This is a genomic window from Streptomyces griseofuscus (assembly GCF_014673495.1).
Lineage (GTDB): Bacteria > Actinomycetota > Actinomycetes > Streptomycetales > Streptomycetaceae > Streptomyces > Streptomyces murinus.
Window position 1 is genome coordinate 2,804,707 of record NZ_CP051006.1, and the last position, 14,679, is coordinate 2,819,385.

12 protein-coding genes are annotated in these 14,679 nt (G+C 73.2%); 5 read left to right on the forward strand and 7 right to left on the reverse strand.

Going from position 1 to position 14,679, the window contains the following annotated elements:
• Positions 1 to 30: 30 nt before the first annotated feature.
• The 3 genes from coaD to recG form a co-directional block, all read right to left on the reverse strand.
• Positions 31 to 510: a pantetheine-phosphate adenylyltransferase gene (gene coaD, locus HEP81_RS12190; protein ID WP_216369648.1), complete on the reverse strand. Its 480-nt coding sequence runs from the start codon at positions 508 to 510 to the stop codon at positions 31 to 33.
• A 26-nt stretch (positions 511 to 536) separates the two neighbouring features.
• The gene (gene rsmD / locus HEP81_RS12195) at positions 537 to 1,124 is read right to left on the reverse strand and encodes a 16S rRNA (guanine(966)-N(2))-methyltransferase RsmD (protein WP_037654609.1); all 588 of its coding nucleotides are present in this window, start codon (positions 1,122 to 1,124) and stop codon (positions 537 to 539) included.
• Between the two features lie 106 nt (positions 1,125 to 1,230).
• Complete coding sequence (gene recG, locus HEP81_RS12200) at positions 1,231 to 3,459, reverse strand: ATP-dependent DNA helicase RecG (RefSeq protein ID WP_037654610.1); 2,229 nt, start codon at positions 3,457 to 3,459, stop codon at positions 1,231 to 1,233.
• A gap of 213 nt (positions 3,460 to 3,672) precedes the next feature.
• On the opposite strand from recG, the gene HEP81_RS12205 reads away from it, so the two are divergent.
• Positions 3,673 to 5,505 carry an HSP90 family protein gene (locus HEP81_RS12205; protein ID WP_037654611.1) on the forward strand — a complete coding sequence of 611 codons (1,833 nt, stop codon included), beginning with the start codon at positions 3,673 to 3,675 and terminating at the stop codon, positions 5,503 to 5,505.
• A complete protein-coding gene (locus HEP81_RS12210) occupies positions 5,498 to 8,362 on the forward strand; it encodes a hypothetical protein (RefSeq protein ID WP_037654612.1) in 2,865 nt (954 codons plus the stop codon). Before HEP81_RS12205 ends, HEP81_RS12210 begins: the two co-directional genes overlap by 8 nt.
• Positions 8,363 to 8,396: 34 nt before the next feature.
• Here HEP81_RS12210 and HEP81_RS12215 read toward each other — a convergent pair whose 3' ends face one another.
• Positions 8,397 to 10,103 carry a DAK2 domain-containing protein gene (locus tag HEP81_RS12215; RefSeq protein WP_037654613.1) on the reverse strand — a complete coding sequence of 569 codons (1,707 nt, stop codon included), beginning with the start codon at positions 10,101 to 10,103 and terminating at the stop codon, positions 8,397 to 8,399.
• A gap of 267 nt (positions 10,104 to 10,370) precedes the next feature.
• Here HEP81_RS12215 and rpmB point away from each other — a divergent pair, with 267 nt between their 5' ends.
• A complete protein-coding gene (rpmB, locus tag HEP81_RS12220) occupies positions 10,371 to 10,556 on the forward strand; it encodes a 50S ribosomal protein L28 (protein WP_003993230.1) in 186 nt (61 codons plus the stop codon).
• Between the two features lie 103 nt (positions 10,557 to 10,659).
• Here rpmB and HEP81_RS12225 read toward each other — a convergent pair whose 3' ends face one another.
• Positions 10,660 to 11,136, reverse strand: coding sequence for a MarR family winged helix-turn-helix transcriptional regulator (locus HEP81_RS12225; RefSeq protein ID WP_037654614.1), 477 nt, complete (start codon positions 11,134 to 11,136; stop codon positions 10,660 to 10,662).
• Positions 11,137 to 11,178: 42 nt separating this feature from the next.
• Here HEP81_RS12225 and HEP81_RS12230 point away from each other — a divergent pair, with 42 nt between their 5' ends.
• Complete coding sequence (locus HEP81_RS12230; RefSeq protein ID WP_037654615.1) at positions 11,179 to 12,090, forward strand: alpha/beta hydrolase; 912 nt, start codon at positions 11,179 to 11,181, stop codon at positions 12,088 to 12,090.
• A 334-nt stretch (positions 12,091 to 12,424) separates the two neighbouring features.
• Here HEP81_RS12230 and thiD read toward each other — a convergent pair whose 3' ends face one another.
• Complete coding sequence (gene thiD, locus HEP81_RS12235; RefSeq protein ID WP_243279399.1) at positions 12,425 to 13,219, reverse strand: bifunctional hydroxymethylpyrimidine kinase/phosphomethylpyrimidine kinase; 795 nt, start codon at positions 13,217 to 13,219, stop codon at positions 12,425 to 12,427.
• Complete coding sequence (locus HEP81_RS12240; protein ID WP_037654618.1) at positions 13,216 to 14,181, reverse strand: thiamine-phosphate kinase; 966 nt, start codon at positions 14,179 to 14,181, stop codon at positions 13,216 to 13,218. Before HEP81_RS12240 ends, thiD begins: the two co-directional genes overlap by 4 nt.
• 254 nt (positions 14,182 to 14,435) lie before the next feature.
• Here HEP81_RS12240 and HEP81_RS12245 point away from each other — a divergent pair, with 254 nt between their 5' ends.
• Positions 14,436 to 14,669, forward strand: coding sequence for an Lrp/AsnC family transcriptional regulator (locus HEP81_RS12245; RefSeq protein WP_037654619.1), 234 nt, complete (start codon positions 14,436 to 14,438; stop codon positions 14,667 to 14,669).
• Positions 14,670 to 14,679: the final 10 nt, after the last annotated feature.

Below are 14,679 nucleotides of genomic sequence, written 5' to 3' on the forward strand. Positions count from 1 at the left end.
CGGACGGGACGACTGTAGTCCCAAGTCCCATCAGTCCTTGCGCAGCCGCCTGTTGAGAGCGGCGAGGACCTGCGGTGGCACCAGGTGGGAGACGTCGCCGCCCCAGGCCGCGACCTCCCTGACGAGCGAGGAGGACAGGAAGCTGTAGGTGGGGTTGGTCGGCACGAACAGCGTCTCGACACCGGTCAGGCCGTTGTTCATCTGGGCCATCTGGAGCTCGTAGTCGAAGTCGCTGACGGCGCGCAGGCCCTTGACGATGGCGGGGATGTCGCGCTGCTTGCAGTAGTCCACGAGAAGGCCGTGGTGGGTCTCGACCCGTACGTTGGCGAACTCCGAGGTGACCTCGCGGATCAGCTCGATCCGCTCGTCGACCTCGAACAGGCCCTTCTTGGACTGGTTGATCATCACCGCGACGTAGACCTCGTCGTACAGCCGGGAGGCTCGGGCGATGATGTCGAGATGTCCATTGGTGATCGGGTCGAACGACCCGGGACAGACGGCGCGGCGCACTAGTGATCCCTCGCTCTCCGGTCCGGTCATCGTGCGTCTTCGCACGTAGAGGCGGCGCGACCGTACCAAAACGTTCCCTCGCCGTAGCGACGGGACCGGATCGCCTCGAAGCCTTCCGGCCACCGGAATTCACCGCCTCTGGTGCTGCGCTCCACGGTGACCAGCGCTTCCCTCCCTAGCCACCCCTCCGAGCGGAGTGTGAGGAGAATCTCGCGAAGATCGTCGTCGGTGACGGCGTACGGAGGGTCGAGGAAGACCAGGTCGTACGGGGTGGCGGGGGGCGCGGTCCTGATGACCTGTTCCGCTTTGCCCGCTCTGACCTCGGCACCGGGAAGGCCCAGATTCCTCACGTTCTCGCGGACGGTCTTCGCGGCGCGGGCGTCGGCCTCCACGAGCAGGGTGTGGCCCGCGCCGCGGGAGAGGGCTTCCAGGCCGACGGCGCCGGAGCCGGCGTAGAGGTCGAGGACGCGTTCGCCTCGCAGGGGGCCGCCGAGGAGGGACTGCCAGGTGGAGAAGAGACCTTCGCGTGCGCGGTCGGAGGTCGGCCGGGTGCCGGTTCCCGGCGGGACTGCCAGGCGACGTCCGCCGGCTGTGCCGGCGATCACGCGAGTCATGTTCGGTCCTTCGTCGTGGGTGGTTACAGCGTTCATTGTGGCTGGTGGCGCCCCACGGCGGCAGCCGCACGTCCGATACGGCCCCGCGCCCCTGGGGCGGCCTACCTCAGCCCTTTTCCAGGTACTGCTCCCTCTCCTCGTCCAGGAGCGCGTCCAGCGCGGTCCGCAGGCCCGGCAGATGGTCCAGGTCCGGGTTCGCCGTCACCAGGGTCATCGCCTCGCTCCGGGCCTCCCCGATCACCTCCTCGTCCTCGATGACCTCAAGGACGCGCAGGCTGGAGCGGGCGCCGGACTGGGCCTGGCCGAGGACGTCGCCCTCGCGGCGCTGTTCGAGGTCGATACGGGAGAGCTCGAAGCCGTCGAGGGTGGCCGCGACCGCGTTCAGTCGCTGGCGGGCGGCACTGGCCTCGGGCATCTCGGTGACCAGGAGGCACAGGCCGGGCGCCGAGCCGCGGCCCACCCGGCCGCGCAGCTGGTGGAGCTGGGAGACGCCGAAGCGGTCGGCGTCCATGATGACCATCGCGGTGGCGTTCGGGACGTTCACGCCCACCTCGATGACCGTGGTGGCGACCAGGACGTCGGTGTCGCCCGCGGCGAAGCGGCGCATCACGGCGTCCTTGTCGTCGGGGTGCATCCTGCCGTGCAGCACCTCGACCCGCAGGCCCTGGAGGGGGCCCTTGGCGAGATGGTCGGCCACGTCGAGGACCGCGAGCGGGGGCCGCTTCTCGGCCTCGTCCTCGGCGGACTTCTTCTTGGCGGACTTCTTCGGGTCGGCCGCCTCCTCGATGTCGTCCCCGATGCGGGGGCAGACGACGTACGCCTGATGGCCGTTCTCCACCTCCTCCCGCACCCGTTCCCAGGCGCGGGACAGGAAGTGGGGTTTGTCGGCGGCCGGGACGACATGGCTCGCGATCGGGGAGCGGCCCGCCGGGAGCTGGTCGAGGACGGAGGTCTCCAGGTCGCCGAAGACCGTCATGGCGACCGTGCGCGGGATCGGGGTGGCGGTCATGACGAGGAGGTGCGGGGGCTGTTTGCCCTTGCCGCGCAGGGCGTCGCGCTGCTCCACGCCGAAGCGGTGCTGTTCGTCCACGACGACCAGGCCGAGGTCGTGGAACTGGACCTTGTCCTCGATCAGGGCGTGGGTGCCGATGACGACGCCGGCCTCGCCGGTGGCCAGGTCCAGCAGGGCCTTGCGGCGGGCCGCGGCGCCCATGGAGCCGGTGAGCAGCACCACCTTGGTGGCGTGCTCGGTGCCGCCCAGCATGCCGCCCTCGGCGAGGTCGCCCATCATCTCGGTGACCGACCGGTGATGCTGCTGGGCCAGTACCTCGGTGGGCGCGAGCAGGGCGGCCTGGCCGCCCGCGTCGACCACGGCGAGCATGGCGCGCAGGGCGACCAGCGTCTTACCGCTGCCGACCTCGCCCTGGAGGAGCCGGTGCATGGGGTGTTCGGTGGCGAGGTCGGCGAAGATCTCGCGGGAGACCTTCTGCTGGCCCTCGGTGAGGGTGAAGGGCAGCCGCTCGTCGAAGGCGGTGAGGAGGCCGTCGGCCCGCGGGCGGCGGGCGACCGCCGGGAGCTGGGCGTCCGCGTACCTGCGGCGGGCGAGGGCGACCTGGAGAACGAACGCCTCGTCCCACTTGAGGCGGGCCCGGGCGTCCGCGATGTCGGCCTTGGTGGCCGGGCGGTGGATCTTGAGCAGGGCCTCGGGGAGCGGGAGCAGTCCACGGCCCTCGCGCAGGGCGGGCGGCAGCGGGTCGAGGGCCTCCTGGGCGGCGGGCAGGACCGTCTGCACCGCCTTGCCAATCTTCCAGGACTCCAGCTTGGCGGTGGCCGGGTAGAGCGGGATCAGGGAGCCGGCCCAGGTCTCCACGGCCTCCTCGCCGTCGCCGCGCAGCAACTCGTAGGCGGGGTGGGCGAGCTGGAGACGGTGGTTGAAGACGGAGACCTTGCCGGCGAACATCGCGCGGGTGCCCGGCAGCAGGTCCTTGTGCGGCTTGTGCACGCCGTTGCCGAAGAACACCAGCTGGAGGCGGCCGCTGCCGTCGGTGATGGTGACCTCCAGGCGCTGGCCCTTGCCGCGGGGCGCCCGGGAGGAGGCGAAGGAGTGCAGACGGGCGTCGGCGACCTGGGCGACCACGGTGACATGCTCGTCCATGGGGAGGTCGGCGAGGTGGGTGAGCTGGCCGCGCTCCTCGTATCTGCGCGGGTAGTGGTGCAGGAGGTCGCCGACGGTGCGCAGGCCGAGGTGCTCGGCCATCACCTTCGCGGTGGCGGGGCCGAGCACTGCCTTCAGTGGCTGGTTCAGGGGTTCTTCCAGTGCGGGCACGAGATCCATTGCACACCACCGCACTGACAATGCCGTAGACGCCTGCCCTGCGGGTTCGGCACGGGATGCCGAACGGAATGCCGTACGGATCCCGGAAACCCCTGGTCGGCCCGGTGGCCGGGGCCCTAGGATGACGCGTTCCGGCCGTCCTTCGCGGTCACCGCCCTTCGCTGCGGGACCGCCCTACCCCGCGCCGCGTCCTCCCCCTTCGGCGCAGTGACGATGGATTCCCAGACCTCACAGTCATCCCAGTCCTCCCAGTCGTCTCCTCCCCACACGTTCCAGGTCGATCTGCGCGGTCTGGTCGATCTCCTCTCCCATCACCTCTACTCCAGCCCGAAGGTCTACCTGCGCGAGCTGCTCCAGAACGCCGTGGACGCCGTCACCGCCCGCCGGGCCCTCTCCCCCGACGCCCCGGCGCTGGTCCGGCTGCACACGGCGGACGGCGGCCTGCGGGTGGAGGACAGCGGCATCGGGCTCACCGAGTCGGACGTGCACGAACTGCTGGCGACCATCGGGCGCAGCTCCAAGCGCGCCGAGGGACTCCAGGAGGCCCGCTCCGGCTTCCTCGGCCAGTTCGGCATCGGCCTGCTCGCCTGCTTCGTCGTCGCCGAGCGGATCCGCGTGGTCAGCCGCAGCGCCCGCACCCCGGACGCGCCACCGGTGGAGTGGACGGCGCGGGACGACGGCTCGTACACCGTGCGGACCCTGCCAGGCTCCGCGCGGCCCGAGCCCGGTACGACGGTGCAGCTCACGCCGCGGCCCGGGGCCGCCGAGTGGCTCGCGCCGGAGCGGGTGCGCGCGCTGGCCCGGGACTTCGGCGCGCTGCTGCCGTACGACGTCCGGGTGGGCGAGGAGCGGATCACCGAGCTGCCCGCGCCCTGGGACCGGCCGTATCCGAGCCCCGGCGCGCGCCGGGTGGCGCTGGCCCGGCACTGTCACGGGCTGTTCGGGTTCACCCCGCTGGACTCGATCGACCTGGACGTACCGCTGGCCGGGATCCGCGGGGTGGCGTATGTGCTGCCGTCGGCGGTGAGTCCGGCGCAGCGGGCGACGCACCGGGTGCATCTCAAGGGGATGCTGCTGACCGAGCGGGCCGAACAGCTGCTGCCCGACTGGGCGTTCTTCGTGCGCTGTGTGCTGGACACCGACAGCCTGCGGCCGACCGCCTCGCGCGAGTCGCTGTACGAGGACGAGACGCTGGCCGCCGTACGGGAGGCGCTCGGCGAGCGGATCCGCGAGTGGCTGACCGGGCTCGCGGCCGGTGACCCGGAGCGGCTCGCGGCGTTCCTCGCGGTGCACCACCTCGGCGTCAAGTCGCTGGCCCGGCACGACCACGAGATGCTGCGCACGATGCTGCCGTGGCTGCCGTTCGAGACGACCGACGGGCAGGTGTCGCTGGAGGAGTTCGCGCGCCGGCACCCGGTGGTGCACTTCACCCGGGGCGTCGAGGAGTACCGGCAGGTCGCGGCGATCGCCTCGGCGCAGGGCGTGGGCGTGGTCAACGGCGGTTACACGTACGACAGCGAGCTGATCGAGGCGCTGCCGTCGGTGCGGCCGGGGACGGTGGTCGCCGAGCTGGACGCGGACACCGTGACCGCGCACCTGGACGGCGTCGAGCCGGGCGTGGAGCTGCTGCTCACCGGGTTCCTGGCGGCGGCGCGGGCGAAGCTGGACCCGCTGGGCTGCGATGTCGTACTGCGCGCCTTCCATCCGCTGTCGGTGCCCGCGCTGCACCTGGACGACCGGGCGGCCCGGCACGAGCAGGCCCGGGCGGACGCCGAGGAGCAGGCCGACGATCTGTGGGCGGGCATCCTGGGTTCGCTGCGCGGTAGCGCGCCGCGCGCCCGGCTGGTGCTCAACCATCTCAACCCGCTGATCCGCAGGGTGAGTTCACTGGACGACGCGGAACTGATCGGCACCGCGGTCGAGTCGCTTTACGGGCAGGCGCTGCTGATGGCGCAACGGCCGCTGCGGCCCACGGACTCCGCGCTGCTCAACCGCGCGTTCATCGATCTGCTGGAGTGGGCGACCCGGGGGACGGCCGATGACTGAGATCACCGACCTTGCGGCGCTGCGCCGGGCGATGGCGGAGAACGCCGAGCGGCCCGAGGGGCCGGCCCGCAACGCCCGTGCGGAGCAACTGCTCGCCGCTGCCGAGGGGTTGAATGTTCCGCTGGCTGTCATCGAGGCGCTCGGGCACCAGTTGAGCGTGTACAACTACAGCTCCGAGAAGGACAAGATGTTCGTCCCCTTCGCGCGGCTGCTGCGCCTGTGGGACGAGCGGCCCGGGGACTTCGACGCCTACGAGACGCACTCGCTGCACTGGGTCTTCAAGTGGATGTCGGCGGGCATGCTGGACCAGCCGCACATCCCGCTCGCCTCGGTCGAGAAGTGGCTGGGCGAGATGGAGCGCCGCTACCGGCTCGCCGGGTACTCCGAACGGGCCGTGCGCGGCGCCGAGTTCAGCGTGGCCGCGCATATCGGGGATCTGGCGCGGGCGGAGCGGGCGTACGCCGCGTGGCTGGCCGCCGACCGGGACGAGATGGCCGACTGCCATGCCTGCGAGCTGTACGGGCAGGGGCTGTGGCAGGTGGAGCGGGGCCGGGACGCGGCGGCGCTCACCGCGTGGCGGCCGGTGCTGGAGGGCGAGTTCAGCTGTGCGCACGAGCCGCACTCGGTGCTCGCCGCGTCCCTGGTCCCGCTGCTGCGGCTGGGCCGCGCCGAGGAGGCCCGGGCGCACCATCTGCGGGGGCTGCGGCTGGTGCGGCCCATGGAGAGCATGCGGACCGCGTACGCCGAGCACGTGGAGTTCTGCGCGCTGAGCGGCAATGAGGCGCGCGGTCTTGAGCTGCTGGCCGAGCGGCCCGCCTATTTCACGGACACCGGGCATCCGCGCAGCCGGCTGGACTTCCTGGCCGTGGTGACCCTGCTGACCGACCGCCTGACCGAGCTGGGCCTCGGCGCCGAGCCGGTGCCGGGCCCCGCCGGGCGCGCCTGGACCGCGCGGGACCTCGCGGCCCACGCCCGCACGGAGGCGCTGGCGCTGGCCGAGCGGTTCGACGCGCGCAACGAGACGCCGCACGTCGGCGACCGGACGCGGGCGCGGATGGCCCGGCGGCCACTGGTGGACCGGCTTCCGCTGGGCGTCCGTACGCCGCGCACGGCGCCCGCCGCCCCGGCGGCCGCCACCTCGCCGTCCCCGGCCGCCGAAACGTCACTCCCCGCCCTGCTCGCCGAGGCGCACCGGCTGGCGGACACCCTGCGTCCGGAGGCGGTGGACGCCTGGGCCGCGGTGGCGCGGGCCGCCGATGACGGCGAACTCGCCCCGGTGGACCGCGCGTTGATCGCCGACCATGAGGCGATGTCCCGGGGGCCCGAGGGCGCGGAGCTGTTCGAGCGGGCGGCCGAGCTGTACGCGGCGGCGGGCGACCCCGGCGAGGCGCTGGCGGCACGCGCCCGGGGCGCCTACTTCCGCGCGCTGCGGGGCGAGCAGGACACGGCCCTGGCCCGGGTGACCGGCCTGTCCGAGGAGGTCCGGGCGCTGTACGCCGCCGAGGCCACCGGGGTACGGCAGACCGCGTCGGTCCTGATGAGCAGGGCGCGGATCCTGATGCACCGGGCGCGCACCGGCGCGGGTCCCGCCCGGGACGCGGAGGCGGCGGTGCGCGAGGTGCCGGCCCTGGTCGAGGGGCACGGCACACCGGACGAGGGGGATGCCCGGCTGGCGGCGCGGGTCGCCGAGTCCTGGGGGATGCTCGCCGAGCTGGCCGGGGCCGCCGGGGACCGCGCGGGGGCCGCGGAACTGCTCCGGCGGGCCGTCGCGGAGTACGTGCGGGCCGGGGTGCCGTGGTGTGCGGTGGAGTACGAGGTCCAGGTCGCCGCGCTCGCCGAGGAGGCCGGTGACCGGGCGGAGGCCGAGCGGGCGCTGCGGGCGGCGCTGGAGCACGGCGGCCCGTACGTGGAACCGGCCGGGCAGGTCCAACTGCGTCTGCGAATAGCCGAGTTGACGGCCGAGCGCGGTGAGGTCGCCGCCGCCGCGGAGCACGCGCTCCAGGCCACGCACTGGGCGGACCAGGCCGGGGAGTCCGGCACGTCTGGGGCCTGGGCGCGACAGCAGCTGGGCGGATATCTGCTGCGGCAGGGGCGGTGCGCGGAGGCGGCCGAGGTGCTGGAGTCGGCGCTGGCCGACCTGCGCGCCGGGACCCACGGTGACGGGGCCGTCGTACAGGCGCGTTGGTGGCTCGGGGACTGTCTGGAGGAGCTGGGCGAGCACCGGGCGGCGGCCGAGCAGCGGCTGCTGGCCGCCGACATCGCCCGGCACTGGCCCGAGCAGCGCGACCACGCCACGCTCGCGCACCTCGCCGCGGACTCCCTGGGCAGCGCGGGACTGGTGGCGGAGGCCGACCGGGCCTATGCCCGCGCGGGCGAGCTGTGGCGCGCCCTCGGCGACACCCGTCTCCTCGTCCGCTCCCTGCGGGCCCGCGCATGGCTGGCGCTGCGCGAGGACTCCGGGACGGCGGCGGCCGAGGGGCTGATGGCCGAGGCCGTGGAGGTGTGCGAGGAGGCACTGGAGGACGCGGCGGACTCCCGCGCCCTGGGCGACCTGACCCGTGAACTGGCCCAGACGCACCGCCAGTTCGGCGACCTCCTCGCCCAGGCCGGGGGTTCGGGCGGGGTCCACTTCGAGCGGGCGATCACCCTGTTCGACTCCCTCGGCCCCGCCGGACTGCACGACCGCACCGCCGCCCAACTCGCCGCGGCCGAACTGGCGACGGAGCTGGGTCACCCCGAGGAGGCGACAGCCCGCGCCCACGCCGTACTGGCCGCCTACGAGAGCGCGGACGAGACGGACGAGACCGTCCGGACCCGACGCGCGGCGGCCGCCCGGCTGCTCGGAACGGCCGAGTGAACGGGTGCTCGGTCCGCGGGAGGGGGCGGTGTGCTCACTCCACGCCGATGAGCAGCAGCGCTCCCTGGTGGCCGCCCCCGTAGACCACTGTGTCGACGGCCAGATAGGACTCCCGTACCCGGGTCTCCAGATGGGCGGCGACGGTCTCGGGGGCTTCGTCGCCGATGACGAGGGTGACGAGTTCGCCACCGGCCTGGAGCATGCGGTCCAGGACGGTCTCGGCGGTGGCGGTGACGTCCGCGCCGATCACCGCCACATCGCCGTCGATCAGCCCGAGCACGTCCCCGGCCTGGCAGATCCCGGCCGTCGTCCAGGAGCGGTGCTCGGCGACGACGACCTCCCCGTAGCGGGTGGCGCCCGCGGCCGAGGTCATCTGGACGACGTCCTCGTCGAACCGGCGCCCCGGCTCGGACACCGCGAGCGCCGCGAGGCCCTGCACCGCCGAGCGGGTCGGGATCAGCGCCACCCGGACCCCCTCGGTACGCGCCTGCTCGGCCGCCGCGGCCGCGGTGTCGCGCAGCTCGGCGTCATTGGGCAGCAGCACGACCTCGCGCGCGTGGGCCCGTCGTACCGCCGCCAGCAACTCCCCGCTGGCGGGCGGCTCCCCGGGCCGCGCGAGCACGGTGGTCGCGCCCGCCTCGGTGTACAGCTCGGCAAGACCCTGCCCCGGTACGACGGCCACCACCGCCCGCTGGGCCCGCTCGCGCGGCGGCCGCGGCCCACCGGTGTGCACATCGCCGAGCCCGAAGTGCGTGATCCTGATCCGGTACGGGCGCCCGGCCTCCACGCCCGCCTCCACGGCGGCACCGGCATCGTCCACATGCACATGGACGTTCCACAGCCCGTCGCCGCCGACGACGACCAGGGAGTCGCCGAGGGCGTCGAGCCGGGTGCGCAGCCGGGCCACGGCGGTGTCGTCGGCCTCCAGGAGGTAGATCACCTCGAAGGCGGGGCCGCCGTCCTCGGCGGCGCAGTCCCCGGCATCGGCATCGGGGGCGGGGGCGGGTCCGGCCTCGGTCTCGGGGTCGGGTTCGGGGTCGGGCAAGGCGTTCGGTGTCGAGGCCACTCGGTCCGGTTCGGCGTCCGCCGTCTCCCCCGTGCACGCCTCCACCAGCGCGCCGAGCACCGCCACCAGACCACTGCCCCCCGCGTCGACCACCCCGGCCCGCGCCAGGACGCCCAGCTGGGCCGGGGTCGCCGCCAGGGCCGCGCGGGCGCCCTGGTGGGCGGCCCGGGCGACCGTCCCGCAGTCGCCGTCCGCCCGCTCGGCCGCGTCGGCGGCGGCCGAGGCGACCGTCAGCACCGTGCCCTCGACGGGATGCGCCACCGCCTGCCGCGCGGAATCGGCGGCCCGGCGCAGGGCGAGCCGCAGCGCGGGCCCGTCGCAGCGCGGCTGCGCGCCGTCCGCCGCGAGCACCTGGGCCATGCCGCGCAGCAGCTGCGCGAGGATGGTGCCGGAGTTGCCCCGGGCGCCGATGAGCGCCCCGTGAGCCATCGCGCGCACCGCGTCCGCGAGGGTGGGGCCGGCGGGCTGTGTCTCGTACCCGGCGAACACGGCCTCCACGGCCGTCGCGGCGGACTCCACGGTCAGATACAGGTTGGTCCCGGTGTCGCCGTCGGCCACCGGATAGACGTTGATCGCGTCGATCTCCGCACGTGCCCGCCCCAGTGCGCGCAGGGCCAGACCGCACCAGGTGCGCACCGCGAGACCATCGAGGAATGTCTGCGGCACCTGCGCCACCTGCGCCTCCCTGAGCCGGCTTGACGTGGTCGCAGCGTAGTCCCCGGGACGGTGCCCGCCGGAGGTGGGCCAGGGGTGGGCCGGGGCCGGGACCCCTCGCGACCATGGTAGTTTCGCTCTACCGACGCAGGCTTGCTATGCTGCTCCGGTTGCCCGATCTCATCGGGCTTTCCCCCTGGCACCGCCAACCAGATCTCAGGTCGTACGATCTCGATCCCGGCATGCCGGGATCAACCGTAAGTGCATCTGAAGTCTTTGGAGTGACCCGTGGCTGCCAACTGCGACGTCTGCGGCAAGGGGCCGGGCTTCGGCAACAACATCTCGCACTCGCACCGCCGTACGTCCCGCCGCTGGAACCCGAACATCCAGCGTGTGCGTACCGTGGTGGGCGGGACGCCGAAGCGCGTGAACGCTTGCACCTCGTGCATCAAGGCCGGCAAGGTCTCGCGCTGACGCTACAGCTGAGCGCGCGGCCATTGCTGGTTCGCTGCACTGAGCCGGTCCATCTCAGGATGGACCGGCTTTTTGCCGTACCCTCTCGCCGTACTCCCTCGCGTCAGCCCGTCGGCATGCCGACCTGACGCTGTTCGAGGGCGGAACGCAGCCTTGAGAGGGTTTGCGCGGCCGCCGCCGCCGAAGCGTCGTCGAGCACTCCTGTGATCAGTTCGGCCAGCGTCGCGCCGAACGTCTCCTCCGCCGCGCCGACGAGTGCCGCGCCCTCCTCGGTCAGGGCCAGCAGGGAGGAGCGGCGGTCGGCCGGATTCGGCGTCCGGACCGCCCAGCCCTGTTTCTCCAGCCGGTCGACGCCCTTGCTCGTCGCCCCGATGCCGATCGCGAACTCCGCCGCGAGATCCGCCACCCGCGCCCCTTCGTGATCGCGCAGATAGCGCAGGGCCTCGAACTGCGAGGTCACGATCCCGTGCCGCTCGCGGAGCCGGTCGTTGAGGGCGTTGTACAGCCGCGTCTCGCAGCGCACCAGGTCGGAGAAGAAATCCAGGAGCCCTGCGGCGTCTCCGGTCGTTTTATATGCCACAGCATATAGTGTAGGGGAAGCTATCAACGAGGGGGAGCACTCATGAGCAAGGAACAGCGCGCCCGGATCGACGCCAGGCTGCGGCAGCCGCGTCCCGAGGGGCCCCGGACGATCGAGGAGATGCGGGCCGGGTTCGAGGCGTTGATGAGCGGGATGACCGTGCCCGCCGGCATCCGTACGACACGGACCACGCTCGGCGACCGGCCCGCGCTGCGCGTGGCGCCCGAGGGCCGTGCGCGTGCCGGGACGATCCTGTACTTCCACGGCGGCGGCTGGGTGAGCGGCTCCCCCGAGGCCTCGCTCGCGGTGACCGGGCACCTCGTGACGAGGACCGGCCGCACGGCGTACTCGGTGGACTACCGGCTGGCCCCCGAGCATCCGTTCCCGGCCGCGATCGAGGACACGCTCGGTGCCTACCGCGCGCTCCTCAACGGCGGTGCCGTCCCCTCGGCCGTCGTGTTCGCCGGGGACTCGGCGGGCGGCGGCCTCGCCGTCACCACCTGCCTGGCCGCCCGGGACGCGGGGCTGCCGCTGCCCGCCGCGGTCCTGGCGTTCTCGCCGGGCCTGGACGCGACCCGTACCGGTGAGAGCATCGACACCAAGGAGGGCGTGGACCCGTTCTTCACCCGCGCGTCCGTCGAGCGCACCGGAATGCTGTACCTCGCGGGCGCCGATCCGCACCAGCCGCTGCTGAGCCCGGCCGTCTGCGCCGACCTGAGCGGGCTGCCGCCGATGCTTCTCCAGGTGGGCACCAACGAGATCCTGCTGGACGACTCCACCCGCCTCGCCGCGCGCGCCCGGGCCGCCGGGGTGGATGTGATCCTGGACGTCACAGCCGACGTACCGCATGTCTTCCAGGCGTTCGCCGACGAACTGGACGAGGCCGACGAGGCGCTGGACCGCGCGGCCCTCTTCCTCGACCAACGCCTGCGCACGGCCACGGCGACGGCATAGGCCCGCCCCACGCACGGGGACCCACCGCATGGATCCGTCGCGGACGGACACGGACGGGCGCGCCTCCGGGAGGCGGGTCCGGGAGGTGAGTCCGGGTGGCGAGTCCTGGGAGGCGGGTCCGGGAGGCGGATCCCAGCAGCGGGCCCCGGAGGCAGATCCGGAAGCCGGCCCGGCAGGCGGGCCGGGGAGGCGGATCCCGACGGCGGACACGAAAGGCGGCCCCGGCAACGAAACCAGAAGGCAGGGCCGGAAGCCGGTCCGGGAGGCGGATCCCGGCGGCGGGAGCGGCGCGGGCAATCGCGCGCCCCCTACGACACCCGCCGCCAAAGGCTCCTCACGTTCTGAACCGCCACCCGTGGTCCACCGGTCCGATGCCCGTGCCCAGGGCGAAGCCCGAGGCGATCGCCCCGGTGACGTACTCCTTGGCCGCCGTGACCGCCGTCGGGACGGTGAGGCCCCGGGCCAGGCCGGAGGCGATGGCGGAGGCGAGTGTGCAGCCGGTGCCGTGGGTGTGCCGGTTGTCGTGGCGCGGGGCGCGCAGCCAGTGCTCGCCCGCCGCGGTGCCGTCCGTCAGGAGGTCCACCGCGTCACCGGCCAGATGCCCGCCCTTGACCAGCACCCAGCGCGGCCCGTAGGCCAGCACGGCGTCCGCGGCCCGTCGTAGATCGTCCTCCGACTCGACCTGGACGCCGGTGAGTTGGCGCACCTCGTCCAGGTTCGGGGTCGCCACGGTCGCCGCCGGGAGCAGCCTGGTGCGCACGGCGTCCAGCGCGGAGTCGGCGAGCAGCGCGTCGCCGTGCTTGGAGACGCCGACCGGGTCGACCACGGCGGGCGCGTCCGTGCCGGCGATCAACTCGGCGACCGTCTCGACCAGTTCGGCCGAGCCCAGCATGCCGGTCTTCACGGCCTGGACCCCGATGTCGTCCACGACGCTGCGGTACTGGGCCCGCACCGCCTCGGCCGGGAGTTCCCAAACGCCTTGCACACCAAGGGAGTTCTGCGCGGTCACGGCGGTGAGCACGCTCATCCCGTGGACGCCGAGCGCGAGCATCGTCTTGAGGTCGGCCTGGATCCCGGCACCGCCACCGGAGTCGGAGCCGGCCACCGTGAGCACTCTGGGCGGGGTCACGGTTCTATGTCCCCGAAGTGGTCCCAGCCGCCTCTGCTGGTCCACGGCGCCCCGTCCACCGTCACCTGCGGCAGTGCGGAGGGGTTGAGGACCTCACCGATGACCTTCCAGCGGGCCGGGAGCTTGGTGTCCGGCGGGAAGGTCGCCACGATCGCGTGGTCCTCTCCCCCGGTCAGCACCCACTGGAGCGGGTCCACGCCGACGGCCTGCCCGATGTCGTTCATCTGCGTGGGCACGTCGACCGCGCCGGAGCGGATGTCGATACGGACCTTGCTGGCCTCGGCGATATGGCCGAGGTCGGCGATCAGCCCGTCGCTGACGTCGCACATCGCGGTGGCGCCGAGCCCGGCGGCGGCCGGACCCGCGTGGTACGGCGGCTCGGGACGCCGATGGGCCTCCACGAAGGCGCGCGGCGAGCGGAAGCCGCGGGAGAGCACCGCGTAACCGGCCGCGGACCAGCCCAGCCAGCCCGTGACGGCCACCAGGTCGCCGGGCTGGGCGCCGGCCCGGGTCACCGGCTCCTGGTTGCGCAGATCGCCGAGCGCGGTGATCGACACCATGATGGTGTCCCCCCGTACGACGTCCCCGCCCACCACGGCGGCCCCCGCGACCTGGCACTCGTCGCGCAGCCCGTCCATCATCTCGGTCGGCCAGCTGACCGGGAGCTCGGCCGGCACCACGAGGCCCAGCAGCAGGGCGGTCGGTACGGCGCCCATCGCGGCGATGTCCGCGAGGTTCTGCGCGGCCGCCTTGCGCCCCACGTCGTAGGCCGTGGACCAGTCGCGGCGGAAGTGCCGCCCCTCCAGCAGGACGTCGGTGCTCGCCACCACCCGCCGGTCCGGCGCGGCCACCACTGCGGCGTCGTCACCCGGGCCGATACGAACCGCCGGAGTGGTGGTGAGACGGGAGGTGAGCTCCCTGATGAGCCCGAATTCCCCGAGCTCACCAACCGTGCCCTTCATGTCCCTGACTCCCCTTCTCTGCCTTCGCCTGACCGTGCTGACTCGCGCCTCATCAGTGTCCCCGATACCGTCGAGATGACCCCGACGCGGTCGGGAACGACCGCCGATACGGTCCCGGACGACCGTCAACTTCCGTCGTGCCTGCACCCTGGCGCGCAAGCCCGGTTCCCGCAGGTCTCCCCGCGAGGAGCGGCGACGCGATACCGTGGCGTTCCTTTTCCCCACATGATCCTCGTGGCCGCCCTGGAGGTTCCGTGGTACAGGCGTACATCCTGATCCAGACGGAGGTCGGCAAGGCGTCGACCGTCGCCGAGACCATCAGCAAGATCCCTGGAGTGATCCAGGCCGAGGACGTCACGGGTCCGTACGACGTCATCGTGCGCGCCCAGTCCGAGACCGTCGACGAACTCGGTCGCATGGTGGTCGCCAAGGTCCAGCAAGTGGACGGCATCACCCGCACCCTGACCTGCCCGGTCGTGCATCTGTAGCCCCCGTCTA

Excerpts from the sequence above, each read along its gene's own strand:
- rsmD (WP_037654609.1), bottom strand. The coding sequence starts at position 1,124 with ATGACTCGCGTGATCGCCGGCACAGCCGGCGGACGTCGCCTGGCAGTC.
- recG (WP_037654610.1), bottom strand. The coding sequence starts at position 3,459 with ATGGATCTCGTGCCCGCACTGGAAGAACCCCTGAACCAGCCACTGAAG.
- HEP81_RS12205 (WP_037654611.1), top strand. The coding sequence starts at position 3,673 with ATGGATTCCCAGACCTCACAGTCATCCCAGTCCTCCCAGTCGTCTCCT.
- HEP81_RS12210 (WP_037654612.1), top strand. The coding sequence starts at position 5,498 with ATGACTGAGATCACCGACCTTGCGGCGCTGCGCCGGGCGATGGCGGAG.
- HEP81_RS12230 (WP_037654615.1), top strand. The coding sequence starts at position 11,179 with ATGAGCAAGGAACAGCGCGCCCGGATCGACGCCAGGCTGCGGCAGCCG.
- HEP81_RS12240 (WP_037654618.1), bottom strand. The coding sequence starts at position 14,181 with ATGAAGGGCACGGTTGGTGAGCTCGGGGAATTCGGGCTCATCAGGGAG.